This window comes from Maribacter sp. LLG6340-A2 (genome assembly GCF_045057105.1).
GTDB lineage: Bacteria > Bacteroidota > Bacteroidia > Flavobacteriales > Flavobacteriaceae > Maribacter.
The window spans coordinates 835,937-860,553 of the sequence record NZ_CP159332.1 but is presented as its reverse complement, the minus strand read 5'-3'; the positions used below and the strand labels follow the sequence as shown (position 1 = coordinate 860,553).

The window sequence follows — 24,617 nt, the reverse complement described above, 5'->3', positions numbered from 1 at the left end:
TTTTGAAGTTCTAATTTACACAAAATTATTTCCTGCTTTTAAGAGATTTATCATGATTGCAAAGACAACAATAGACCAAGTGTATGAAACTGCTCGTTTAGAGGAGGTTATTGGTGATTTTGTGCAATTAAAGAAATCAGGTTCCAATTTTAAGGGATTAAGTCCGTTCAGTGATGAACGTACACCAAGTTTTATGGTGTCTCCGGTAAAACAGATTTGGAAAGATTTTAGTAGTGGTAAAGGTGGTAATGTGGTGGCATTTTTAATGGAACACGAGCATTTTACCTATCCAGAGGCCATTAAATACCTTGCCAAAAAGTATAATATTGAAGTAGAGGAGACAGAGCAATCCAGTGAGCAAAAAGAACAGGCCAACGAACGTGAAAGCATGTATTTGGTATCTGAGTTTGCGCAAAAGCATTTTAAGGAAATGCTGTGGGATACGGAATTGGGCAAGGCCATAGGCCTTACCTATTTTAAGGAACGTGGATTTACCGATGAGACCATCAAGAAATTTGAATTGGGGTATTGCCTAGATCAGTGGGACGGTTTTACCAAAGCGGCCCTTGATAAAAGTTATAAACTGGAATACCTTCAAAAAACAGGACTCACCATTGTAAAAGAGGACCCCAATAATCCTAATGGGGCCAGAAAATTTGATAGGTTTAAGGGTAGGGTCATGTTTCCTATTCATTCTTTAAGTGGTCGTGTACTTGGTTTTGGAGGGCGTATACTCACCAACGATAAGAAAGCGGCCAAATATCTGAACTCCCCGGAAAGTGACATCTACCATAAGAGTAAGGTGTTGTATGGTATTTACTATGCAAAACAAGCCATTGCCAAAGAGGATAATTGTTACCTGGTAGAAGGGTATACAGATGTGATACAGTTTGCCCAAAGGGGAATACAGAATGTAGTGTCTTCCAGTGGTACCGCTTTAACCCCAGAGCAGATTAGACTTATAAATAGACTTACAAAGAACATTACGGTCTTATTTGATGGTGATGCGGCCGGTTTACGAGCATCCTTACGTGGTATTGACTTGATTTTGGAGCAGGGAATGAATGTACGCGTGTGTACATTTCCGGAAGGCGAGGATCCAGATAGTTTTGCCAAGAACAATGAGTTGGAGGATGTAATGTCCTACCTTAATGATAACGCCAAGGATTTTATTCAATTTAAGGCTTCCCTTTTGGTAAAGGAGGCAGATAATGACCCTATAAAGAGAGCAGATACGGTTAGGGATATTGTTAATAGTATTGCTAAGATTCCCGATCGTATTAAAAAGGAAATTTATATTCAGGAATGTGCAAACATCATGAATGTTTCTGAAGCGGTACTCTTTAATACGCTGGCCCAGATAGATAAAAAGGGGCAGGCCAATATTAGAAAGGAGCAAAAAGAAGAGCAAAAGGCTTTTGAAGTAGTTCGTAAGGATGTTGCTCCAGAAGCTGTAGACGTACAATATGTCTTAGAACGTAAAATAATAGAGTCCTTAATGCTTTATGGGGACCAAAAGGAAGAGTTTGAGGATTTGGTACTTAAGGAAAATGATGCGGGCGATTTGGTTTTGGAGCCAGAGTCGTTGGAAATTAAGGTGTATGAAAAAATCTATTTAGATCTTCAAGAAGATGAGATTGAATTGGCCAATGAGGATTTTAGGAACATGTATTATAAATTGATCGAGGCGCTAAATCAAGAAAAAGAATTTTCTATTAATACATTTGTCAATAGTCTTGATCAGGAAATGGCCAATCAGATTTCTACAATTTTAATGGATGAAGAAAAATATACCTTGCATAATTGGGAGAGCAAGGATATTTTTCCAAAAAGAAAGGAAGTAGGTATAGCCCAACTGGTCAGTGAAACAATTTTGACCTTACGTTGTTTTTTAATTAAAAAAAGAATGGGTGCTCTACAACAAACTACGGAAGATACAACAAAGGATAACCGCGAGGCCTTGGAAGAAATTATGAATTATATTCAACTGAACAAGCTGTTGAACCAAAAACTGAACAGGGTCTTGTCTTAACTTGTTAAAAACAATTTTAATAAAAAAGTCCCGCCAATTGGTGGGACTTTTTGTACACTAATAATAATATAAATTTAGTACAGTTCAAGTGCTTTTGCTTGTTGTAATAAATCTACCATATTGTCCACATTCAACTTTTTCATTAAACGTGCTTTATAAGTACTTACCGTTTTTTCATTTAAGTTTAAGCCTTGGGCTACTTCCTTATTACGTTTACCACTGGCCAAAAGTTTCAATACTTCAATTTCCCTAGTGGATAATTTTCTAAAGAATCTACGTGGTTTCTTGGTACCTTCATCAAAAGCAAGTCGTTGGGCAAGTTCATTGGTAATGAACATGCTTCCTTCACTTACTTTCCTGACCGCTGCGGTAATGTATTCAATTCCTGAGGATTTGGATAAATATCCAAAGGCACCCGCTCTAATGGCGCTAAGGGCATAAACATCTTCAGATTGCCCACTGTACATCAGTACTTTCACGTCGGCATAATCTTTTTTAATTTTTCGTAATGCTGCTATTCCGTTGATTTCCGGAATATCCATTTCTAGCATGACAACATCGGGGGTTGTGTCTTTAAGTTTTTCGAAAAGTTCTTGGGTGGTAGCCACCTCATCTATCAATTCAAATCCCTCAGCGGATTCTAGAACCGTCCTAACTCCCATTCTTATTATAGGGTGGTTATCCGCTATTAATACTTTGATCATTAATTATTGGATTTATATAGATTTTAAAAACCTATGGTCTTAAGAGACCACATGCAATTTAAGGCTTAAAATTCTAAATTCGAAGCCAAAAATGCACTTTTTTTCACGCTATTAGAATATTAAACGCATTATTTTCGATTTAATTGTCTGATTCATAGTTGAATTGTCATTTTAACGATTCAGGAATCTCACAAACCGGTATGGGCAACATCTTGTGCTGGTTCATGGTATTTAGTTTTAGGAAAATGGTATACACTTCTTTTTCCCTGCCTTCAAAATCCGCTATCACATGGCCATTGTCCTTCATGTTCATGGCCCATTCCAGCTCTGGGTAACTAGCCCCGATCTGGTCTTCGTCCGTTCTGTCGTCGCCCCATAATCCATCGGTAGGAGCGGCCTTTATGATTTCCTCGTTTATTCCCAATACTTTGGCTATGGCATAGACCTCGGTCTTCATTAAATCTGCAATTGGGCTAAGGTCAACCCCGCCATCGCCATATTTGGTATAGAATCCTACACCAAAATCCTCTACCTTATTTCCTGTTCCCGCTACTAGGTAGCGTTTAAGGGCGGCAAAATAGTACAAACTGGTCATACGTAGTCTAGCTCTTGTATTTGCCAAGGACATAAAACGTTCCTCTTCGTTCTCAACCGCTGGCAGGGCGGCCACTAAACTATCAAAAACCGGGGTAAGGTTTACGGGTTGTCTTTTTACATTCGTAAAATTTTTCTGTAACCAATCTATATGTCTAGATGCCCGGTCAGATTGATTTTCTGCTTGGTGAATGGGCATTTCCAGGCACAATAGGTCCAAACCCGTTTTTGCACATAGGGTAGAGGTAACGGCAGAATCTATACCGCCGGATACTCCAATCACAAATCCCTTTTGTTTGGCATTCGTAGCATAATCCCTTAACCAATCTACAATGTGGTCAATTACTTTTTCAGTTTGCATACCGCTCCAATTATTTGTTTAAATAAATTAACTTTGCCTTAAAAATAAGTTGAACACCGTGAAAAATAAAATGTATTGTAAAATACTTGACAGGGTAAAACCTATTTTTATGCTATTGTCAGTATTCTTGATAATTTTTAGCTGTAATAACAGTGACAAAACCGCCCAAGAGATAGCGGCAATACCGGTAGAGCTTAAAATTTCCCGCTTTGACCGCGAATTTGCATCTGCTGGTGAAGAGGGCTTGCCGAGCTTGCGTAAAATGTATCCATATCTTTTTCCTGCGCCAGACAGTGTATGGATCGCCAAAATGAACGATTCCTTACAAATAGAACTTTTTCAAGAAGTAGGTAATGCCTTTAATAGTTTTGAAGAGGAGGAAGAAGGTCTGGTTCAGTTTTTTAAACATGTAAAATATTATTTTCCTGAATATTCTGTCCCTAAGGTCATTACCGTAACCAATGACGTAGATTATAATAATAGAATTATTTTAACCGATAGTTTGCTATTCATAAGTCTTGATAATTATTTAGGTCCGGAACATAAGTATTACGGAGGTTTTCAACGCTATATAGCAAAAACTTTGGACCGAGGTTTTATGCTTAGCGATGTGGCAAGTGCGTTTACCAAACAAGTGGTACCACGCCCTAGAGATAGAACGTTCTTGGCACGTATGGTCTATTTTGGTAAGGAATTGTACCTTAAGGACAAGTTGTTGCCCAATTTGGAGGAGCGAAAAAGAATAGGGTATTCTGAGGAGGAAATGGATTGGGCCTATGCCAATGAGGAGCCAATGTGGAGAAATTTTATTGAAAACGAATACCTGTACAGTACAGAGAATAAACTTAATCAGCGATTTTTAGATCCCGCACCTTTTTCAAAGTTCGGATTAGAGTTGGATAACGAATCTCCCGGTAGGTTGGGCCGTTTTGTAGGTTGGCAAATTGTACGTTCGTTTATGGAGGACAATACGGTAAGTGTTAAACAAATGCTGACCATGCCTGCAGAAGAAATATTTAAGAAATCAAATTACAAACCAAGAAATTAGATGGCAGATTTACATACTTCAGAAATAACATTGCGCGTAGGATTGGATGAGAACCGGGTTCCTGAAAAATTAAACTGGTCTGCACAGGACGGTGGTATTGAGAACGAAGAGGCAAAGGCCATGTTGTTATCCGTGTGGGATAGCAAGAACCAAGAATCCTTGAAGATAGATTTATGGACAAAAGATATGCCCGTAGATGAAATGAAAACTTTTTTTCATCAAACATTGGTATCGTTGTCAGAGACTTTCCTAAAAGCAACGCAAGACGAGAAAATGACCGCTACCATGAAGGATTTCTGCGATTATTTTGCGGAAAATTTAAATTTAAAAGATCAGGGTATAAAGTAGAAAGTATTAAGTAAAGAGTATTAAGTAGGAAGTAAAAAGTACAAAGTATTAAGTATTAAGTACGAAGTACTGACAAGAACAACTTTGTACTTAAGACTTAGTACTTAATACTAAAAACGCGAAGCGTTTAAAAACTATCAACGAACAACCATCAATCCAAAAAACTACTTCCTATTTTTCCTTGGCTTGCAGGTTAAACAAAAATCGGAAAGGGTGTTTATTTCATCTATGACCTTGTTGTGTTCTTTTAGAAGAAGCTTGGTGTCTTTGCCAAAATCAGTGGCTTTAAAGACTTGGGCGCTTACCGTATTCATTTCTTCCTGTAGCTCGTTGAATATGGGTTGAAATAATTTTGAATCGCTAAAAGTGCCTTTCTCCTCATATATCTTTTTCCGTATTTTTCTAGCATAAAGCTCTACAAGGTCAAAATCGTATCGCCCGAATTGCAACAATTGGTTAGCGGTCAAAGAGTCTGGTGCTACCAATACGGCAAGGTTCTTTTGAAAAATAGCTTTAATCTTATCGTTGAAGTTTTTGGTAAACATGAAGGAGACGGAATTCATGTTAAAACTAAAATCTATTTTAGAACCGGAATAGATGGAATATGAAGTAAGCTCAGGATCAATTTCCGATTCTGGGGATTGAAAATCGCTCAGCTGTAACTCGTAATCAGGATTCCAAACAAGGGGTTCCTGTGCAAAAAGTTGCATGGATATAGATGCTGTTAAAAGAAATAATATGATGTTTTTCAATGGATGTAATTTTTGAATCGAAAGTACTACAAAAAGCGATTCGTTAAAGGACCGGGAGCCCATTGAAATATTAAAGTTTGTTAAAACCTACAGTTGAAACTCTGTTTGATTATTACCGGCATCAAAAATTTTAGGATAATGCTCGCGGGCATTCTGTGCCATAAATGCAACGGGAACATCTTCAAAATGACCGTAATCTTCCAAATATTCCATAAACTGGGTGCCATCTTCATTAAAGGCTTGGAGCACGGCATCGTTCTCACCATCAAAATCCAATGGGGCAACATTCAGCATTTCACATAAAGAAGCGTTGAACGTGGGCGATAATTTTAACCATTTGCCATTGATGTAGGCGTCTACCATACCATGTGGCGTAAGTTCATTGGAGCCAAATTTCTCTATCAGGCGATCTACCGCAATATGGTTTTTGACCTTGGCCAAGTGGATTCTGGCCGGTATGCTCATGGCACGTAAACCGGCTACTAGAAGTATAGATTTGTCAATGCAATGCCCTTTGGTGCGTTTGGCAATTTCACTGGCACGGTATTTTTCTTTGTTGAAACTCAGGCTATAGGGGTCGTACCGCCATGTATCTCTCACCTTGGTATAAAGGGCGATCGCTATTTCTTTCTGTGATAGTTCGGCATCTTTAAATTCAGAAATAATTGCTTGAATTTCTTCACTTTCAAAATCAAAAAAATATGTAGGGGAAAGGTAGTCCATAGAGCAGCGTGTTTATGTTTTTGTAGTAATTTGTTGATACATACGCTAAAGACTAAGGTAATAAATTTTTATGCGTCAAGGGTAAATCGCCATACGCCGAACGCAAAGGGCCCAGAGCTAGTATTAAGTAGTAAGTACAAAGTATTAAGTAAGAATTGTAAAATTGGATGAGGGAAAATAGAGTATAGAGAATAGACTTGTTTTGTTAGAAGTTTAGAATCAGTATTAAGTAATAAGTACAAAGTATTAAGTACGAGGTACGAAGTCTAAAGTTAGAAGAGAGAAAATAGAAAATAGAGGAAAGAGAATAGACTTATTTTAATTAAATCGTATTTAGCTTTGCTAAATTTTTGATATTTAAATAGCCAGTAGCCAGTAGCCAGTAGCCAGTAGCCAGTAGCCAGTAGCCAGTAGCCAGTAGCCAGTAGCCAGTAGCCAGTAGCCAGTAGCCAGTAGCCAGTAGCCAGTAGCCAGTAGCCAGTAGCCAGTAGCCAGTAGCCAGTAGCCAGTAGCCAGTAGCCAGTAGCCAGTAGCCAGTAGCCAGTAGCCAGTAGCCAGTAGCCAGTAGCCAGTAGCCAGTAGCCATTACTGAAAAGCAACTATATACTATATCACTATCAAACTAATTCACTATAACACTGCCAGTTGATACTGCCCACTGAGAACTGAAACTGAATACTAATACTGAACCCTGCCAACTGAAACTGAACACAAACTACCCTTTATAAAAGCGCACGTAATTGGGTACTGCGCAACAGTATACTGGCCCATACCACCACACCAAAAATGACAGGAAACAGAATATTGCTCATGGGGTCCCCGTGAATAATGTGTGTAGCCACGGCACCGCCAAGCCAAGCCGTTAACAATATTGCGCCAACAAACATGGTTTTAGGAATGGCATATAATAAGGTGGCTAGTAGCAAGATAATGCCCAGGTAAAGGACCGCGCCCTCTGGGTAACCCATGGAAACGGCACCTTCAACGGCCATTTCGGTCTGCATGAGGTTATTAATGGCGCCCATTAAAAACATGAGTACTACAATACCCTGTAGTATGTATGAAGTCCATAACATGCCCTTAGATACTTTTTTTTCCGATTCCATAAGTATTGGTTTAATTGGTTTTTAGTAGAACAATGTACATTAAATTAATGAATTTCAGTACGTTAAATAATGTGCTAAAGGGTTACTAGGATTTTGGTCGGCCCGTGAATTGGGTTTCAAGAAATTTTTTTATTCTATTTAAATATCATCCATTTATGATACTATTTGTAATTATCTTGATTTTCGGCTAAATTCCTCAAGGTAATTATCTACATAATTTTCATAAATACTTTTTAAGTTGTTACTTTCATTCGAGAAATAATTAATAGCTTTTTCAGACGTTTTAATGTATTTTTTTAATTTAAAATTATATTTAATAAATCTATAGGTAAGATATATTGATAAAATTATAATTATGGCGAAGTTTAAAATGAGTTCGTTGGATATTTTTAAACTTGTTTGATTCAAGTTTGAATTGTATAAAACTTTTAGGAATAAAAAAATTGAAATTATATTTAGGAAGCTTATTAAAAGATTAATGACTTCATTCTTTTTTATTTTTATTAAATCATTTTTTAATTCATTGAATTCAGTTTCTTTTACGTTTAATCTTTGAATTTTATAAAGTTTATAGTTACGTAATTCTTCATTGATTTTATCAATTTCAGTCATTTCTTTGGGGGTGTTATTTTGTATTCGTTTATTTTATCAAAATATGGATTTCGAAATCGTTTTAATATTCTTATAGGATATTAAAAACTACTCAAATACCAAATGTCCATTCTCTTGACGAGGTTTACTTTTTCAAGTTTGCTTGAACTGGGGCCAAAAGCAATTTCGACAATGGCTTTTTCATTTCCAATTAAGGGCTCTCCAATAATTCTTCCATTTTGAAATTCATTAATGAATTCTTTTCGGACATTATCGGGAGCAATTTCTATAAAACGAAATATGCGTACATCTCCATCATTTTCAACATAGGGGTCGCATAAATGTCTTAATTTTTTAAAGTCTTTTGATTGAGCAGCCTGAAAAAGGTGTTCTACTACGGCTAATGGTGAATTCTGAAAGTCAAATGTCTCTCTTAGATTTATTAGGGAAACTTGCTCTTCTAATTTATTGATATAACTAGAAATATGATTTATAGCCTTACTTTGCTCTATAAGTTGATTCTGTTTTGTAGAATTAGACCTGCCAAATTGAAATTTTTCTATTTCTTTATATTTATTTCTAGCTTCGTTCAATTTTTGATGTAACCTATTAATTTCATTGTTTAATTCAATTTTTAATTTCGACTTGCCCACTTCAATTTTTTCTAGGTGTATTCTCTCCTTTTCTTTGGCTTCAGCGGCCGCTTTTTTTGCATTTTCAATTTCAGCATTTCTTAGTTCTGTTTCTCTCTGGCTTTCACCACAAGAGATTGTAATTGTAAAAAGTGCTAGGATTGAAAAGTATTATAATTTCATATTGTATGGTTTGGTTGGATTTAATTTAACGGGAGAAAAATATGCTTAGTATAGCAGAACTATGCCAGAAGATAGTCTTAGATTAATGAAGCTAATGTTTGTTTCTTACCTCAGCTCTTTGTTAAGCAAAATTTTTTTTCAATATTTCTAATCTGTGTTTTAAATTTTTTTTTATTTCTTTCAGATTAATGTTGGAGTTTTTAAGTCCGTGAATGTCTTTATTACAACCTCTGCAAATTTCTCGTTCTAAACTATTTTCTTTTCCACATTCGCATTTCCAAACCTCTATGTCTTTTCTTGTTAAATTGTCTAATGTTTGGTAAAACTCAACTTTAATAGGAAACTTACTTTCCAATTTATCAATAGTTTCTTTGATTGCTTTTATGTCCGATTTGAAATAGGTTTTTTTATGAACTCCAGATATTAAGGCTCCAATATTGTTAAGATTTTGATTGTCGCTTGATAGTAAGGATAGATTTTTGTCAAAGTCAACCAAATTCAAATCCTTCATAATACTAAAAACTGGTTTTAAATCGTTTTCTTTTTTATTTTCTATAAATGCAAAGATTTCTGTTATTGCTAATTCTCTGTCTATATTTTCAAAATAAGCCTTTAAATTCTCTTTGAAATCTATGGAGTTTGGGTTTTCGATCAGTTTGTTTAAGAGAAATGGGCTTAATTCTGAAATTTGATTTTCTATGATTAAATTCCAATTATTTTCGTTCAAATTGAGATTATTGCTTTCTGCTTTTTTTAGAAGTTTGGTTTTTAATTCAAGTTGTTCAAAAGCTTCTAAATCTATTGACGTTGAATTATTAATTACGTCTTTACTTTTTTCAGCAACCCGAACAGCTGTTCCCATTGCTGTAACCATTAACATTGATTTTCCTTGAGCAGAAATTTCGTCGTTGTCTATTGTCATTCCAATAACGTAGTTGGCTTTTAAATAATGAGCACGCTTTTTTAACTCATAAATTGCTTGTAGATTTATTTTATCTAATGACTTGGTGTAAGTATTTGACTTTCCGCCAAAAATATCACGAAAGCCTGATAAAAAGTCTTTAAAGAAATTCATTCCTATGACAATACTGACTGTAATCGGCTCAATATATTCCTCAATTTCTACATTTTGAAGAGAGGAGGTTGTCGTTACCTTTATGTGTTTAAAGTGTTTCATTCAAATTTTGTCTAATGGCTAGTATATGAAAAGTAGTGCTGAAAATAAGCTATAACTTTTCGGATCAATACAAGTCTTTTTTTTATTTATCTTCTTTATTAGAAATCGTCAAATTTAAAAATTTGGCGACTTTGCAAAAATGCCCGAACCATAATGTTGGCAATTACTCGCGCTATTTTTTATATACGTTGTTGCCAGAAGTTTTTTATCGTTCAGTTAATTTTCCAGTAAAAGTATCTCTTTCAACATCATATTCAATTACTCCTTTTTTCTTGTCTCCAGCTGTGTTTCTTAAAAACAATTCAATTGGACTTTCAATTTTTTGTCTTTCTTGGTAATAATAATTTTGAAAATGATAATTCAATAGAAAAGAGTGGCAAAAAAAAGTTGTCCATTCATCAATTCCGACTGATTCAACTTCATAACTATTTGGCTTGTAGTTGTGAAGATTTATTTTCTCGTCATTAAGTCCAAAAGAATAATCGGAATGAGCAAATGCATTTCTAAACTGAGACCGATAACCACTTGTCATTATTTCCGCAATTTTCAAAGATTTTACTCTAAATCCATTACGAAGAGTATCTCGTATTAGCTTTTGTTTTGAATCTCCATTAATTGCGTCTGGAATTTCATAATTCCATTGATATTCTCTTCCATTGCATAAGTCTAACAACTTTATTAGTTGCTTTATAAAGTTTTTAGACTCCCAAATATGAGTGTACATCATCATTTCCATTGTCAAGCTTTCTTTGGTATCAGATGTATTAAATTGAGCAAATGAATAATATGTTTTGAGGTACTTAGTCAAAAAATCAAGTCTATAGCTGTCAATTAGATAATCCATTCTATTGTCAATTACGTAAGGACTCACATTTGTTCCCTCATAGTTTTCTATATATGTAGCATTTGACAAAAATAAATAATAATCATTTTCTTCTTTTTCATTAGATTTTCCAAATTCAAATGCTTCTCGAATTGCGTTTTGAACTTCGATGTCCATTTTTCTGAATTCGTTTACTCTTATCATTTTCTATTAATTTTCAACTGGTAATGTATAACCGTAAGGGAAAACTGAATGGGTTCCTCTTCCTGTAGTAACCTCATTGTATCCATTAATTTCGTGAATATTTATATCTACAGTATTATCAACGTCCACGCTGCCGCTTACATCAACACTACCAGTAACCTCTGCATCTACATAACCTCCTTTCACGTATACATTTTGCTTAGTAGGAATAATGCCAGCGTTTTGAAGGACTATTGCCCAAATTCCAATTCCAATGACAATTAAAATAGTTTTTAGAGAAGTGTTTTTTGATTTTGTTTCCATATTTTCATTTTTGGTTAAATTACTGGCAACTATAGTGTATGTGCATAACTAAACATATTCCGCTATATCCAGAATTACGCGTAATTGCACTCCTATTATACCTCTAAAGAATAAACCTACAATTTCTAATTTATAACATGTTACAGAAAACCGTAACTGGTCAATTTTTATGTTGGGTTTGGGTATTTTTACGACCAAATGGTCATGTCAAAGAAAATTCTGTTCATCTATAATGCCAATAGCGATACCGGCAGTAAAATATTGGATTTCGCTCATAAAATTGTGAGTCCCGCAACCTATGACTGCAATTTATGTGCATTAACTTATGGTAGCTTCACGGAGAACAAACAGTGGAAAGGGTTTCGGGAAAATTTGTTAGCAAAAGGCTACGAGTTGAAATTTCTTCATAAAGATGAATTCCAAAAAAGCTATAAAAGCAAATTTGGGCATGCATTTACCTATCCTATTATATTGGTAGAAACAGCCCATGATTTGGAAGTGTTGGTGACGACAGAGAGGTTAAATGCTTTTGAGGATGTGGAAGAGTTGATCGCTTCGCTTGGTTGATGGTTGTTGGTTGCCGGTTGTTGAACTCACTCGGTCGCTGAGCGTAGCCGAAGTGACAATGGGTTCACAAGTTGGGTTGTATGTTCCAAACAAAAAGATAGCCGCGCTTTGCTCGCTATGACGGTTATTTGAAAACGTCTTTGCGAGGAGCTTGTTAGTTCAGTTGGCAGTATTCAGTAACAGTATTCAGTAAGCAGTGTTGATCGCTTCGCTTGGTTGACGGTTGTTGGTTATCAGTTGTTGGTCTCACTCGGTCACTGAGCGTAGCCGAAGTGATGAGAGTTCTAAAGTCCTCGACTGCGCTCGAAGTGGCATTTCGTTTTTAATGAAGTACGAAGTTTTAAGTACTAAGTAAAGAGTATCAAGTAATAAGTATTAGGTAAGAGGTACAAAGTTTGAAGTACAAAGTATGAAGTAAAGAGTATTAAGTACAAAGTATTAAGTAGAGGAGTATTAAGTCAAGAGTACAATATGATAAGTAAAAGGTATTAAGAAGTGAATAGAATAAGGTAAACAACCCAAAGTACGCAGTACTAAGTGCTAACAAGAACAACTTTGTACTTAAGACTTTGTACTTAATACTAAAAAACGCGAAGCGTTTAAAAACCATCAACGAACAACCATCAACGAACAACCATCAACGAACAACCATCAACGAACAACCATCAACGAACAACCATCAACGAACAACCATCAACGAACAACCATCAACGAACAACCATCAACGAACAACCATCAACGAACAACCATCAACGAACAACCATCAACGAACAACCATCAACCATTCTTCGTTGCCTCAAAAAACTGTCCGTTTATTTCGTCTATATAGGCTAATAGTTCCTCACGGCCCGTGCGGTGGCTAGAGCTGGTGACAAAGTGTTGCGGGGCTTCTTCCCACATATCCGCGGTAAGGATGGCAAGGTATTTTTGTACTTCGCGCTCAATGGCCTTGGGCTTTAATTTATCTGCCTTGGTGAAAATAATGGCAAAAGGAATGGCATTTTCGCCCATCCATTGCATAAATTCCAAATCTATAGGTTGTGGCTCGTGCCTTATATCAACCAGAATAAAGGAACAGACCAACTGCTCGCGCTGTAAGAAGTAATTGGTAATATATTTTTGAAAGGTTTTCTTGTCACGTTTAGAAACACGTGCGTAACCATATCCGGGTAAATCTACCAAAAACCAATTATCATTGATTTTAAAATGGTTGATCAGCTGAGTTTTTCCTGGTCTACCAGAAGTTTTTGCCAAGCTTTTACGCTCCGTCAGCATATTTATGAGCGATGACTTTCCTACATTGGAACGGCCAATAAAGGCGTATTCGGGAATAGGCTCCTTGGGGCACTTGGCCACATCGGAATTGCTCATTACAAAGTCGGCCGACTTTATTTTCATCTATACAATGTTTAAAACTTGTTTTTCTCTAACCAAGCGTCAAGAATAGTATTGAACTCGTCTGGGTGCTCCATCATGGGGGCATGTCCACATTTGTCCAACCAGAACAAATCGCTGTTTGGCAATAGTTCGTCAAACAGTTCGGCAACATCCGGTGGTGTTACCGTATCGTTCTTGCCCCAGATTATGCAAGTAGGGGTTTCCATATTAGGGAGGTCCTGTGCCATGTTATGGCGTATGGCACTTTTGGCGATGGCTAGGGTCTTGACCAATTTTACACGATCGTTCACCGTGGCAAATACTTCGTCCACAATTTCCTTGGTGGCAACCTCTGGGTCGTAGAATACATCTTGTGCCTTCTTTTTAATGAACTCATAATCGCCCCGTTTAGGGTAACCGTCGCCCATGGCACTTTCATAAAGTCCTGAACTTCCTGTAATGACCAGGGCTTTTACCTTATTAGGGTATAATTTGGTATGCAAAAGACCAATATGGCCTCCTAAAGAATTGCCCAGTAGAATTACATCGTCCAGTTCTTTATAATCAATGAATTTTTTCAGGTATTTGGCAAAATTCTTTACCGTTGTTTTCAACATCGGCATAGAATATAGGGGAAGTTCGGGAATAAGTACTTTATAACCTTTTGGGGGGAAATAAGACGTTACTCCTTCAAAATTGCTTAGTCCGCCCATTAATCCGTGAAGGATGATAATAGGTTTGCCTTCGCCTTTCTCTATATACTTAAAGCCTCCGTCGTTAATCAAATCGTTTTCCATGCACTACTCATCATAATTGCCCAAATATAGGTAATTACCTAGAATAGCGAACAACTCTTTTTGATTAGGTGTATTCCTGTTTTTCTTACGACTTCATTTTTCCCGTTTTATGGGCTCAGTGGTAAATCTGGGTCAAAAAATAGCTTCAGGTGGAAAAAGTGATGCACAAAAGGGGTAATTTATTAACAAAGTGGATTTTAGTGGTAAAATGTGGTAATAATATTTATATATTTGAGTTATATAAATAAAACCAGACCATTTTGGACATTTATTTCTTCGGGACATTTAATTGCAAGGCCGATGCCAAAGGGCGTATCATGCTCCCTGTTGCGCTGCGCAATCAAATGACGCCGATACTGAATGAAGGTTTTTTTATTAAGAAATCCTACTACAATGAATGTTTGGAACTCTACCCTGCTCAAGAATGGTACAAAATTATGGCAGAAATGGACCAGACGAACAGGTTTGATGAAGAAAGTCAACTATTTCAAAGAATTTTCATGGACGGGTTACGTCCTGTTGAGGTAGATGGCAATGGTAGGTTGTTATTGGCAAAAGATGTGATTTCCTTGGCGGGGATCACCAAGGAGGTGAAGATTGTGCCCATGCGCAAGCATTTGGAGATTTGGGACGTAGCGGCTTACGAAGCTACAATATCCATATCCAAGGAAGAGAAAAAGAATTTGGTCAAACGGGTAATGCTGAACAAAAAAGAGGATAAGGATGTATCATAATCCTGTACTGCTAAAAGAGTCGGTAGACGGTCTGGCCATTAAGGAGAATGGAATTTATGTGGATGTGACATTTGGTGGTGGCGGTCACTCCAAGGAAATATTGAAAAGATTGGGTGTCGGCGGTAAATTGTTCGCCTTTGATCAGGATGAAGATGCGCAGGCCAATATTTTAGGGGATGAACGGTTTACGCTCATTGCTGAAAATTTTAGGTATATCACTCAATTTTTAAAGTTCTATGGCATAAGGAAGGTTGATGGAATTTTGGCGGATTTTGGCGTGTCGTCACATCAGTTTGATCAGGCAGAAAGGGGTTTTTCTACCCGTTTTGATGCCGGGTTGGATATGAGGATGAGCAAACGCAATACACTATCTGCCTATGATGTGGTCAACAAATATTCCTATGATGATTTGCGCAAGGTGTTGTTTGAGTATGGTGATCTGCGAAATGCAAATGCCATGGCCAAGGTAATCGTTGCCAGTAGGGAAGAAGGGGATATACAGACCACGGAGGCTTTAAAACAAGTATTGGGTCAGTTTTTACCGGAACATAGGCAGCATAAGATTTTGGCACAGATTTATCAGGCCATACGTATTGAGGTGAACGAGGAGATCAAGGTGATCAAAGAGTTTTTGTTACAGGTACCGGATCTATTGAACACAAAAGGACGATTAAGTGTCATAAGTTATCATTCTTTGGAAGATCGTTTGGTAAAGCGCTTTATAAGGGCCGGGCAGTTTGAAGGGGAGCCGGAAAAGGATTTTTATGGCAATATAGATGTACCGTTAAAAAAAGTTGGCGGCTTGATCGTACCAACGAGAGAGGAAATTAAATTAAACAACAGGGCACGTAGTGCAAAATTGAGAATAGCGGAGAAAAATGGCAAAAAGTAAAGTGAAAACAGGGGTTTTGGACCTCTTAAAAGGTAAATTTTTGGTGAGTGGAGACTCGCCTAAAAATTGGCTGTTCATCATTTTTATATCCTTTTTGGCAACTGTGATGATCAGCAGTTCGCATAGTGCGGACCAAAAGGTGCATACCATTGCATTATTGAATGAGGAAGTAAAAGAATTGCGTAATGAGTTCGTGGATATGCGATCAGATGTACAGCAATTAAAATTGGAATCCAGTATAACGGATAAGATAGCGGAAATAGGGTTGTTTCCATCAGAAACACCGCCGCAGAAAATTAGGGTAAAATCTATTAACGAGGAGCAATAAATGGCCGCGACGGATAAAAGCATATTAAACCGACTTTATATAGTAGCAGGGTTCCTGGTACTGTTTGCCGGTGCGGTATTGTTTAAGCTGGTATCTATCCAAATAGTGGACGGTGAAAAATACAAGTCCTTGGCGGAGACCCGTACCTCGCACATTTTTACCATAGAACCCAACAGGGGCAATCTTTATTCAGATGATGGTAGTTTGTTGGCCACCTCGGTATCCAAGTATACCATACGTTTTGATGCCGTTACCGTAAGCGATGAGGATTTTAAGGAAAATGTGAAGCCTTTGGCAGATGCCTTGGCAAAGCAATTTGGAAAAACGTCTTCTCATTATCAGCAGATTTTAAGAAAGGCAAAGGAGAATAAAAACAGATATGCCTTGATCGTGCGCAACCTTGATTACTCTGATTATATGGCCGTGAAATCTTTTCCCTTGTTTAATAAAGGTGCATATAAGGGCGGTTTGATCATTGAGCAAAAGACCAAACGTGAGCATCCGTTAGGTAAAATTGCGGAGCGTAGTGTTGGGTATGAGCGTGTAGACAAGGATGGCTATCGTACCCGCGTAGGTATGGAAGGCGCTTTTGGTGAATATTTAAGAGGTATAGAGGGTAAGCGTGCCAAACAGAAAATTGCTAAGGGGCTATGGAAACCCATTGGTACGGATAACATGATCGAACCAAAAGATGGGTATGACGTGTATTCTACCATAGATATCAATATTCAGGATATAGCCCACCATGCTTTATTGGGGCAATTAGAAAAATATCAAGCAGACCATGGTACCGTCATTGTTATGGAGGTAAAGACCGGTGAGGTAAAGGCAATTGCCAATCTGGGCCAAACACCAGAGGGTAAGTATTACGAGCGATTGAACTATGCTATAGGAGAATCGCATGAACCGGGCTCCACATTTAAACTAATGAATTTGGTGGCCGCGTTAGAGGATAAAGTGGTGGATACCAGTACGGTAATAGATACCGAAAAAGGAAAATGGAAAATATACAGGCATTGGGTCAAGGATTCCAAGCATGGTGGATATGGTAAAATATCCGTGGCAAAGGCCTTTGAGGTGTCTTCCAATACCGCTTTTGCAAAAATGATCCATAACGGTTATAAGAACGATCCGGAAAAATATGTAAACCGGCTAATGAGTATGGGGGTTCATAAAGAGTTGGGCTTGCCTGTTCGTGGAGAAGGTGTTCCCGTATTAAGATACCCTGGTGACAAAGGCTGGTCTGGACTGTCATTAGCGCAAATGGCCTACGGATATGAAGTGTCCATGACACCATTGCAGACCTTAGCATTCTATAATGCAATTGCCAATGATGGCGAAATGGTAAAGCCCAGGTTGTTGAAAGAGGTCAAGGAATGGAACAAATCCATTAAAAGATTTGATAAGGAAGTGTTGAACCCTGCCGTATGTTCTCAGGAAACCGTGAAAAAAGTACAGCAGATTTTAAAGGATGTGGTAGAGAAGGAATATGGTACGGGCCATGGCATGTACTCGCCTAATTTTTCTATGGCCGGTAAAACGGGGACTACACAGACCAATTACGTATCTAAGGATAAAAGCAAATATGAATATATATCATCATTTGCAGGCTATTTTCCGGCGGACAATCCTAAATATTCCTGTATTGTGGTTATCCATAAACCGGATAAAAGTGTGGGGTATTATGGAGCGGATGTATCTGGGCCGGTATTCAAATCCGTAGCGCAAAAAGTGTATGCTACCTCGCCATTGACCAGTGAGGTTAATGTAAAGAACATAGAAATTGCCGATGCTGAAAAGGCATTCCAAGGATATTATGAAAAAGCTCAGCAGAAATATGCGCATGTACCTAATGTAAAGGGTATGAGTGGTATGGATGCTGTAGCTATACTGGAAAATTTAGGAATTGAAGTAGAGGTAAGGGGCAATGGAAAGGTAAAACGCCAGTCCATCTCCAAAGGGACCGATATAAAGAAGGTTAAGAAAATTGTTTTAGAGCTGATATGAAGTTGTTAAAGGACATATTATATGGGGTACATCTTACTGCGGTTAGCGGTACGACCTCCTGTGATATTGCCTCAATTTGTTTTGATTCTAGACAGGTACAGAAAAATGATGTCTTTGTTGCTATAAAAGGCACTATAACAGATGGCCATAAATATATAGACGCAGTCGTAAAAGCAGGGGCAAGGGCCGTTATTTGTGAAGAACTGCCGGTGACCATGGTAGATGAGGTAACCTATATAGAGGTAGAAAATGGAAATCAGGCCTTGGCAGTCATGGCTTCCAACTATTATGGCAATCCGTCCAAGAACTTAAAATTGGTTGGGGTAACCGGTACCAACGGAAAAACTACGGTTTCCAGTTTGCTTTATCAATTGTTCAAAAAAGCGGGCTTTAAGGTTGGGTTATTGTCAACGATCAAAATCATGATAGATGACACGGAATATCCAACCAAGCATACTACACCAGATGCCATTGTCATAAATAGGCATCTTGAAATGATGAACGAGGCAGGGGTTGAATATTGTTTTATGGAAGTAAGCTCTCATGGCATCCATCAAAAAAGAACAGAAGGTTTGGTGTTCGAGGGGGCAATTTTCACCAACCTCTCCCATGATCATTTAGATTACCATAAAACTTTTGCGGAGTATAGGGATACTAAAAAAATCCTGTTTGATCAATTGTCCAAATCCGCTTTTGCGTTGACCAATATAGATGATAAGAACGGTCTGGTTATGTTACAAAATACCAAGGCCAGAAAATTTACCTACGCCTTAAAAAATTATGCGGATTACAGGGCGCAGATATTGGAAAATCAATTTGATGGTCAATTATTAAAAATCGATGAGCATGAACTGTGGTCCAAGTTAATAGGTCACTTTAATGCCTATAACATGTTGGCCATATTTGCTACGGCAGATTTATTGGGACTGCAAAAATTGGAAACCCTACGTTTGATCAGTGAGTTGGATAATGTAGACGGAAGGTTTCAATATTTTATATCAAAAAACAGAATTACGGCTATAGTTGATTATGCCCATACGCCGGACGCTCTAAAAAATGTGCTTGAGACAATCAACACGTTGAGAACTGGAAATGAAAACGTCATCACCGTTGTGGGGTGTGGTGGCGATAGAGACAGATCTAAGCGTCCGGTAATGGGCAATATCGCTGCAGAAATGAGTAATAAGGTCATTTTGACCTCAGATAATCCAAGGACGGAATCCCCTACGGCGATCATAGAAGAAATGGAGGCCGGTGTGGAACCCCAGAATTTTAAGAAAATCCTATCTATTGAAAATAGGGAGCAGGCCATTAAGACGGCTTGCCAATTGGCCAATGACAATGATATAATTCTTGTAGCTGGGAAAGGGCATGAGACCTATCAGGAAACCAATGGTGTTCGTGTAGATTTTGATGATTTTAAGATGGTAAAGGAAGTATTGAATAACCTAGATAAATAATGTTGGCCATAAAGGTCAAAACCAAATAAATATATGTTAACCTACCTGTTTGAATATTTAGAAAAACAATACCAGTTCCCGGGAGCTTCGCTATTTCAGTTTAGCACCTTCCGTGCGGGAATGGCTATTTTGTTTTCCCTAATGATTGCAACGGCGTTTGGTAAGCGTATTATTTTGTTTCTGCAAAAACAACAAGTAGGAGAAACCATTCGTGACCTTGGTTTAGAAGGGCAAAAGCAAAAAGCGGGTACACCAACTATGGGCGGTATCATTATTATAATGGCCACTTTAATTCCGGTATTGTTGTTTGCCAGGTTAGAAAATATCTACATTATTCTTTTGGTTTTTACCATGTTGTGGATGGGTGCAATTGGTTTTTTGGATGATTATATCAAAGTATTCAAAAAAAATAAAGAAGGTTTACAGGGCAAGTTTAAGGTTTTGGGCCAAGTTACTTTAGGTCTTATAGTTGGGGCGGTTCTTTACTTTCATCCTGAGGTGACCATGCGTGATCATGATAAGACCATCATTACCAGTGAGTTTACGGTAGAACAGGTAAAAGGGGAGGAAATAAAATCTACCATGACCACAGTGCCATTTTTTAAGAATAATGAATTTGATTATGGATATCTAATAGAATGGGCCGGCGAAGGAGCTAAAGAATATGCGTGGTTACTGTTCATACCTATTATAATACTTATTGTAACGGCTGTTTCCAATGGCGCAAACTTAACCGATGGTATAGATGGGCTCGCTGCAGGTACTTCTGCCATAATTGTTTTTACCCTTGGCATTTTTGCCTTGGTTTCCGGTAATATCATTTTTTCCGATTATTTGGACATTATGTATATACCAAGGGTGGGAGAATTGCTCATTTTCATAACGGCATTTGTTGGGGCATTGATCGGCTTTCTTTGGTACAATGCCTTCCCGGCACAAGTGTTTATGGGTGATACCGGTAGTTTAACCATAGGTGGGGTAATTGCGGTTATTGCAATTATCGTACGTAAAGAATTATTGATACCGGTCTTATGCGGAATTTTCTTTGCGGAGTCACTTTCGGTAATGATGCAGGTAGGATATTTTAAATATACCAGAAAAAAATATGGCGAGGGTAGACGAATTTTTTTAATGTCGCCCTTACATCACCACTATCAAAAAAAAGGATATCACGAAAGTAAGATCGTAACACGGTTTTGGATTGTGGGCATCTTATTGGCCATTATCACCATAGTTACTTTAAAAATAAGATAAATGGCGTTGTTGGTAGTGCTTGGCGGAGGGGAAAGTGGAGTAGGAACCGCCATTTTAGGAACAAAAAAAGGGTATGATGTTTTTGTATCCGATAAGGGAAAAATAAAAGAAAAGTATAAAAACGTTCTTGAACATTTTGAAATAGACTGGGAAGAAGAAACACATTCTGAAGACCGCATCTTAAAAGCCGATTTGGTAATGAAAAGTCCGGGGATACCTGACAAAGTGCCCTTGGTGAAAAAGTTGGTGGCAAATGGTGTTCCGGTAATATCGGAGATTGAGTTTGCAACAAAATATACCAATGCAAAAATTATAGGTATAACAGGTAGTAACGGTAAGACCACGACTACCATGTTGACCAATCATATTTTGGCCAATGCAGATTTAAAAGTTGGTATGGCGGGTAACATTGGCGATAGTTATGCCAAAATGGTCGCGGAAAATGATTTTGAGTATTACGTGCTTGAGATCAGTAGTTTTCAATTGGATGGTATTGTGAATTTTAAACCGCACATTGCCGTGATTACGAATATTACACCTGATCATTTAGATCGGTATGAGTATGAGTTTGAAAATTACATCGCATCAAAATTCAGAATAGCGGAAAACCAAGATGAAAACGATTATTTGATCTATGATGCAGATGATGAAGTTTTGGTACAATGGCTTAAGGAGCACCCGGTCAAATCAAGATTAATGCCTTTTTCATTAAAACAGGAATTTACTGAGGGAGCATTTTTGGACGAAAAGGAAATAATAATAAAAACAACAACAGACACTATTAGCATGACGAAGAACACTTTGGCCTTAGAAGGTCAGCACAATGTAAAGAACACAATGGCAGCGGCCACTATTGCCAAATTGGTAGGCATTCGTAAGGAGACCATACGAGCCTGTGTTTCTAATTTTCAAGGGGCACCCCACCGTTTGGAAAAGGTGTTGAAAATACATCATGTGGAGTATATCAATGACTCCAAAGCCACAAATGTAAATGCCGCATATTACGCGTTGGATAGTGTAAAGACCCCAACGGTCTGGATTGTTGGCGGTGTAGACAAGGGAAACGAATACATGGAATTAATGCCTTTGGTACGTGAAAAGGTAAAGGCAATTATTTGTCTTGGGGAGAACAATGAAAAAATTAAGGATGTATTTGGTAACGCGGTAGATCTATTGGTTGAGACTTATGCCATGGAGGAAGCGGTAAAAGTAGCATATAAAATTGCGGAACGTGGGGATACGGTGCTGTTGTCACCTGCGTGTGCAAGTTTTGATCTTTTTGAAAATTATGAAGATCGTGGAAATCAATTTAAGAACTGTGTAAGGAATTTATAGGGTGTTGAACATATTTCAAAATATAAAAGGAGATAAAGCTATTTGGGCCATTGCGGCCTTATTGGCATTGTTTTCATTTTTGCCCGTTTACAGTGCTAGTAGCAATTTGGTGTATGTGGTAGGCAATGGCACTACGGTAGGCCATTTGGTAAAGCATGCTATTTTATTGTTTTTGGGATTTGGAATAATTTACGCCGTTCATAGAATACCTACCCATTTCTTTAAAGGCCTTTCCATGATCGCACTGCCCATTGTAGTAGTGCTATTGGTATTTGTATTGGCGCAGGGAACTTCTTCCGGGGGTACAAATGATAGTAGGTGGATACGTTTGCCCATAGTAGGTTTTGGGTTTCAGCCCTCAAATCTGGCAGCAGTAGTTTTAATGATTTATGTAGCCAGGTATTTCTCAAAGGTCAGGGAGATAAAGATCACGTTTAAGGAAAGCATTTTGCCTTTATGGTTGCCGGTGTTTTTGATCGTTATGTTGATATTGCCCGCTAACTTTTCAACGGCCGCCATTTTGTTTAGCATGGTCATGGTATTGTGCTTTCTGGGAGGTTACCCAATGAAATATTTATTGGGCATTGTAGGTGCGGGAGTTTTGTTTTTGGCCGTATTTATAGTTACGGCAAAGGCATTTCCAGATTTGTTTCCAAATAGGGTAGATACTTGGATGAGCCGTATAGACAGTTTTTCCAATCCTGAAAATACAGAGGCCAATTACCAGATAGAAAGGGCAAAAATTGCTATTGCCACGGGAGGTATTGTAGGAAAAGGGGCCGGTAAAAGTATTCAGAAGAACTTTTTGCCACAAAGTTCGTCAGATTTTATTTATGCCATTATCGTGGAGGAATATGGTTTATTGGGCGGTTTTGGTCTAATGCTATTTTACCTTTTTCTATTGTTTAGAATAGTAGTGGTGGCCAATGGTGCATCAACCGTTTTTGCCAAGTTGTTGGTATTGGGGGTTGGTTTGCCAATTGTTTTTCAGGCCATGATCAATATGGCGGTAGCGGTAGAATTATTTCCTGTAACGGGGCAGAATTTACCCTTGATCAGTAGTGGAGGTACCTCAAGTTGGATGACCTGTTTGGCTATAGGCATCATATTGAGTGCAAGTAATAAAAGTATAGTTCAGGAAAGTGCTTCTGGCAACGATGTAGATATGGACGAGACGAACCCTTTAGAGATATTAAGTGGGCAGTTATAGGTTCATTTTGTCGGGCGGAGGTACTGGCGGACATATTTATCCGGCGATAGCCATAGCGAACGAATTGAAAAGGAGATATCCAGATGCAGAGTTTTTGTTCGTTGGGGCAAAGGATAGAATGGAAATGGAAAAGGTGCCCCAAGCGGGGTACAAAATAGAGGGATTGTGGATTACGGGAATTCAGCGAAAACTGACCCTTAAAAATCTACTTTTTCCAATAAAATTGATAAGTAGTTTAATGAGAGCAAATAGCATCGTATCGAAGTTTAAACCACATGCCGTAATTGGCACGGGTGGTTTTGCCAGTGGTCCGTTGTTAAAAATGGCAACTACAAAAGGTATTCCTTGTGTTTTACAAGAACAGAATTCTTTTGCGGGTATAACCAATAAACTATTGAAGGATAAAGTGGAAAAAATCTGTGTAGCCTATGAAGGTATGGAGAGGTTTTTTCCAAAGGATAAAATAGTATTGACAGGGAACCCTGTTCGGTCAGATTTGGTGGAGTTAAAAACGACCAAGGAAGACGCTTTAAGTTATTTTGAATTGAGCACTGCTAAAAAAGTACTATTGGTATTGGGTGGCAGTTTGGGTGCCAGACGCATTAATCAACTAGTTGCAGATCATTTAGAATATTTTGATGCATTGGGCTTACAGGTAATATGGCAATGTGGTAAAGGGTATTATGAGACGTATAAAGTACATCAATCAGAAAATATAAAAGTTCATGCCTTTTTGAACTCTATGGAAAAAGCCTATGTAGCGGCAGATTTCATTATTTCAAGGGCAGGAGCAGGCGCGGTATCAGAATTATGCTTAGTAGGTAAGCCAACATTTTTTATTCCTTCACCGGTAGTGGCAGAGGATCATCAGACAATGAACGCATTGTCTTTGGTGAAAAAAAATGCCGCGGTCATGATAAGGGAAAAAGAACTTGATGATCAGTTTAAGTCGGAATTTGAATCGGCCTTTAATTCGTCTGAAAAGCAAGTTGAATTATCAAAGAATATCAAAGCTTTGGCATTGCCCAATGCAACGGCTGATATCTGCGATGAAATAGAAAAATTAATAAAGTAA

General features: G+C 37.8%; 25 protein-coding genes. 13 read left to right on the top strand and 12 right to left on the bottom strand.

Going from position 1 to position 24,617, the window contains the following annotated elements:
• Positions 1-52 precede the first annotated feature (52 nt).
• A complete protein-coding gene (dnaG, locus tag ABVM52_RS03550) occupies positions 53-2,032 on the top strand; it encodes a DNA primase (RefSeq protein ID WP_405383784.1) in 1,980 nt (659 codons plus the stop codon).
• Between the two features lie 74 nt (positions 2,033-2,106).
• Here dnaG and ABVM52_RS03545 read toward each other — a convergent pair whose 3' ends face one another.
• Positions 2,107-2,736 carry a response regulator gene (locus tag ABVM52_RS03545; protein ID WP_405383782.1) on the bottom strand — a complete coding sequence of 210 codons (630 nt, stop codon included), beginning with the start codon at positions 2,734-2,736 and terminating at the stop codon, positions 2,107-2,109.
• A gap of 166 nt (positions 2,737-2,902) precedes the next feature.
• Positions 2,903-3,691: an NAD(+) synthase gene (gene nadE, locus ABVM52_RS03540; RefSeq protein ID WP_405383780.1), complete on the bottom strand. Its 789-nt coding sequence runs from the start codon at positions 3,689-3,691 to the stop codon at positions 2,903-2,905.
• Positions 3,692-3,800: 109 nt separating this feature from the next.
• On the opposite strand from nadE, the gene gldB reads away from it, so the two are divergent.
• Complete coding sequence (gene gldB / locus ABVM52_RS03535) at positions 3,801-4,739, top strand: gliding motility lipoprotein GldB (protein WP_405383778.1); 939 nt, start codon at positions 3,801-3,803, stop codon at positions 4,737-4,739.
• Complete coding sequence (gldC, locus tag ABVM52_RS03530; RefSeq protein WP_405383776.1) at positions 4,740-5,087, top strand: gliding motility protein GldC; 348 nt, start codon at positions 4,740-4,742, stop codon at positions 5,085-5,087.
• A 164-nt stretch (positions 5,088-5,251) separates the two neighbouring features.
• Here the strand turns inward: gldC and ABVM52_RS03525 are convergent, their stop codons facing one another.
• The 8 genes from ABVM52_RS03525 to ABVM52_RS03490 all read right to left on the bottom strand — a co-directional run bounded on the left by ABVM52_RS03525 (position 5,252) and on the right by ABVM52_RS03490 (position 11,581).
• Entirely contained in the window at positions 5,252-5,839 is a 588-nt protein-coding gene (locus tag ABVM52_RS03525) for a hypothetical protein (protein ID WP_405383774.1), read from the bottom strand.
• A gap of 87 nt (positions 5,840-5,926) precedes the next feature.
• On the bottom strand, positions 5,927-6,562 hold the full coding sequence (locus tag ABVM52_RS03520) for a transglutaminase family protein (protein ID WP_405383772.1): 636 nt from the start codon (positions 6,560-6,562) through the stop codon (positions 5,927-5,929).
• A gap of 722 nt (positions 6,563-7,284) precedes the next feature.
• The gene (locus ABVM52_RS03515) at positions 7,285-7,668 is read right to left on the bottom strand and encodes a DoxX family protein (RefSeq protein ID WP_405383770.1); all 384 of its coding nucleotides are present in this window, start codon (positions 7,666-7,668) and stop codon (positions 7,285-7,287) included.
• Between the two features lie 171 nt (positions 7,669-7,839).
• The gene (locus ABVM52_RS03510) at positions 7,840-8,280 is read right to left on the bottom strand and encodes a hypothetical protein (RefSeq protein ID WP_405383768.1); all 441 of its coding nucleotides are present in this window, start codon (positions 8,278-8,280) and stop codon (positions 7,840-7,842) included.
• A gap of 80 nt (positions 8,281-8,360) precedes the next feature.
• On the bottom strand, positions 8,361-8,912 hold the full coding sequence (locus ABVM52_RS03505; RefSeq protein WP_405383766.1) for a hypothetical protein: 552 nt from the start codon (positions 8,910-8,912) through the stop codon (positions 8,361-8,363).
• Between the two features lie 283 nt (positions 8,913-9,195).
• Positions 9,196-10,251 (bottom strand): YbjQ family protein, encoded by a 1,056-nt coding sequence (locus ABVM52_RS03500; protein ID WP_405383764.1) that lies wholly within the window; start codon positions 10,249-10,251, stop codon positions 9,196-9,198.
• Positions 10,252-10,456: 205 nt separating this feature from the next.
• Positions 10,457-11,278 carry a hypothetical protein gene (locus ABVM52_RS03495; protein WP_405383762.1) on the bottom strand — a complete coding sequence of 274 codons (822 nt, stop codon included), beginning with the start codon at positions 11,276-11,278 and terminating at the stop codon, positions 10,457-10,459.
• 6 nt (positions 11,279-11,284) lie between these two features.
• Positions 11,285-11,581, bottom strand: a complete 297-nt coding sequence (locus tag ABVM52_RS03490; protein WP_405383760.1) for a hypothetical protein — start codon at positions 11,579-11,581, stop codon at positions 11,285-11,287.
• A 204-nt stretch (positions 11,582-11,785) separates the two neighbouring features.
• Between ABVM52_RS03490 and ABVM52_RS03485 the strand changes: the two genes are divergently transcribed.
• Positions 11,786-12,148: a GTPase gene (locus tag ABVM52_RS03485; RefSeq protein ID WP_405383758.1), complete on the top strand. Its 363-nt coding sequence runs from the start codon at positions 11,786-11,788 to the stop codon at positions 12,146-12,148.
• A 777-nt stretch (positions 12,149-12,925) separates the two neighbouring features.
• On the opposite strand, the gene yihA is transcribed toward ABVM52_RS03485, so the two are convergent.
• Positions 12,926-13,546 (bottom strand): ribosome biogenesis GTP-binding protein YihA/YsxC, encoded by a 621-nt coding sequence (gene yihA, locus ABVM52_RS03480; protein ID WP_405383756.1) that lies wholly within the window; start codon positions 13,544-13,546, stop codon positions 12,926-12,928.
• A gap of 11 nt (positions 13,547-13,557) precedes the next feature.
• Positions 13,558-14,322, bottom strand: coding sequence for an alpha/beta fold hydrolase (locus ABVM52_RS03475; protein ID WP_405383754.1), 765 nt, complete (start codon positions 14,320-14,322; stop codon positions 13,558-13,560).
• A 260-nt stretch (positions 14,323-14,582) separates the two neighbouring features.
• On the opposite strand from ABVM52_RS03475, the gene ABVM52_RS03470 reads away from it, so the two are divergent.
• The 9 genes from ABVM52_RS03470 to murG are packed head-to-tail and all read left to right on the top strand — an operon-like array spanning position 14,583 to position 24,617.
• Entirely contained in the window at positions 14,583-15,056 is a 474-nt protein-coding gene (locus ABVM52_RS03470) for a division/cell wall cluster transcriptional repressor MraZ (RefSeq protein WP_405383752.1), read from the top strand.
• Complete coding sequence (gene rsmH / locus ABVM52_RS03465; RefSeq protein ID WP_405383750.1) at positions 15,046-15,948, top strand: 16S rRNA (cytosine(1402)-N(4))-methyltransferase RsmH; 903 nt, start codon at positions 15,046-15,048, stop codon at positions 15,946-15,948. Before ABVM52_RS03470 ends, rsmH begins: the two co-directional genes overlap by 11 nt.
• The gene (locus ABVM52_RS03460) at positions 15,935-16,276 is read left to right on the top strand and encodes an FtsL-like putative cell division protein (protein WP_405383748.1); all 342 of its coding nucleotides are present in this window, start codon (positions 15,935-15,937) and stop codon (positions 16,274-16,276) included. Before rsmH ends, ABVM52_RS03460 begins: the two co-directional genes overlap by 14 nt.
• Positions 16,277-18,283: a penicillin-binding protein gene (locus ABVM52_RS03455; RefSeq protein ID WP_405383746.1), complete on the top strand. Its 2,007-nt coding sequence runs from the start codon at positions 16,277-16,279 to the stop codon at positions 18,281-18,283.
• Positions 18,280-19,743, top strand: coding sequence for a UDP-N-acetylmuramoyl-L-alanyl-D-glutamate--2,6-diaminopimelate ligase (locus tag ABVM52_RS03450; protein WP_405383744.1), 1,464 nt, complete (start codon positions 18,280-18,282; stop codon positions 19,741-19,743). The genes ABVM52_RS03455 and ABVM52_RS03450 overlap by 4 nt, the downstream gene beginning before the upstream one ends.
• Positions 19,744-19,776: 33 nt before the next feature.
• Complete coding sequence (gene mraY, locus ABVM52_RS03445) at positions 19,777-20,997, top strand: phospho-N-acetylmuramoyl-pentapeptide-transferase (RefSeq protein WP_405383742.1); 1,221 nt, start codon at positions 19,777-19,779, stop codon at positions 20,995-20,997.
• Positions 20,998-22,332 carry a UDP-N-acetylmuramoyl-L-alanine--D-glutamate ligase gene (gene murD, locus ABVM52_RS03440; RefSeq protein WP_405383740.1) on the top strand — a complete coding sequence of 445 codons (1,335 nt, stop codon included), beginning with the start codon at positions 20,998-21,000 and terminating at the stop codon, positions 22,330-22,332.
• A gap of 1 nt (position 22,333) precedes the next feature.
• Positions 22,334-23,542, top strand: coding sequence for an FtsW/RodA/SpoVE family cell cycle protein (locus tag ABVM52_RS03435; RefSeq protein ID WP_405383738.1), 1,209 nt, complete (start codon positions 22,334-22,336; stop codon positions 23,540-23,542).
• Positions 23,529-24,617, top strand: a complete 1,089-nt coding sequence (gene murG / locus ABVM52_RS03430; protein ID WP_405383736.1) for an undecaprenyldiphospho-muramoylpentapeptide beta-N-acetylglucosaminyltransferase — start codon at positions 23,529-23,531, stop codon at positions 24,615-24,617. The genes ABVM52_RS03435 and murG overlap by 14 nt, the downstream gene beginning before the upstream one ends.

Coding starts and splice junctions, on each gene's coding strand:
- ABVM52_RS03510 (WP_405383768.1), bottom strand. CDS start 8,280: ATGACTGAAATTGATAAAATCAATGAAGAATTACGTAACTATAAACTT.
- rsmH (WP_405383750.1), top strand. CDS start 15,046: ATGTATCATAATCCTGTACTGCTAAAAGAGTCGGTAGACGGTCTGGCC.
- nadE (WP_405383780.1), bottom strand. CDS start 3,691: ATGCAAACTGAAAAAGTAATTGACCACATTGTAGATTGGTTAAGGGAT.
- ABVM52_RS03455 (WP_405383746.1), top strand. CDS start 16,277: ATGGCCGCGACGGATAAAAGCATATTAAACCGACTTTATATAGTAGCA.
- ABVM52_RS03485 (WP_405383758.1), top strand. CDS start 11,786: ATGTCAAAGAAAATTCTGTTCATCTATAATGCCAATAGCGATACCGGC.
- ABVM52_RS03520 (WP_405383772.1), bottom strand. CDS start 6,562: ATGGACTACCTTTCCCCTACATATTTTTTTGATTTTGAAAGTGAAGAA.
- ABVM52_RS03500 (WP_405383764.1), bottom strand. CDS start 10,251: ATGAAACACTTTAAACACATAAAGGTAACGACAACCTCCTCTCTTCAA.
- yihA (WP_405383756.1), bottom strand. CDS start 13,546: ATGAAAATAAAGTCGGCCGACTTTGTAATGAGCAATTCCGATGTGGCC.
- ABVM52_RS03515 (WP_405383770.1), bottom strand. CDS start 7,668: ATGGAATCGGAAAAAAAAGTATCTAAGGGCATGTTATGGACTTCATAC.
- gldB (WP_405383778.1), top strand. CDS start 3,801: ATGCTATTGTCAGTATTCTTGATAATTTTTAGCTGTAATAACAGTGAC.
- ABVM52_RS03490 (WP_405383760.1), bottom strand. CDS start 11,581: ATGGAAACAAAATCAAAAAACACTTCTCTAAAAACTATTTTAATTGTC.
- gldC (WP_405383776.1), top strand. CDS start 4,740: ATGGCAGATTTACATACTTCAGAAATAACATTGCGCGTAGGATTGGAT.
- mraY (WP_405383742.1), top strand. CDS start 19,777: ATGTTAACCTACCTGTTTGAATATTTAGAAAAACAATACCAGTTCCCG.
- ABVM52_RS03460 (WP_405383748.1), top strand. CDS start 15,935: ATGGCAAAAAGTAAAGTGAAAACAGGGGTTTTGGACCTCTTAAAAGGT.
- ABVM52_RS03545 (WP_405383782.1), bottom strand. CDS start 2,736: ATGATCAAAGTATTAATAGCGGATAACCACCCTATAATAAGAATGGGA.
- ABVM52_RS03450 (WP_405383744.1), top strand. CDS start 18,280: ATGAAGTTGTTAAAGGACATATTATATGGGGTACATCTTACTGCGGTT.
- murD (WP_405383740.1), top strand. CDS start 20,998: ATGGCGTTGTTGGTAGTGCTTGGCGGAGGGGAAAGTGGAGTAGGAACC.
- ABVM52_RS03475 (WP_405383754.1), bottom strand. CDS start 14,322: ATGGAAAACGATTTGATTAACGACGGAGGCTTTAAGTATATAGAGAAA.
- ABVM52_RS03495 (WP_405383762.1), bottom strand. CDS start 11,278: ATGATAAGAGTAAACGAATTCAGAAAAATGGACATCGAAGTTCAAAAC.
- dnaG (WP_405383784.1), top strand. CDS start 53: ATGATTGCAAAGACAACAATAGACCAAGTGTATGAAACTGCTCGTTTA.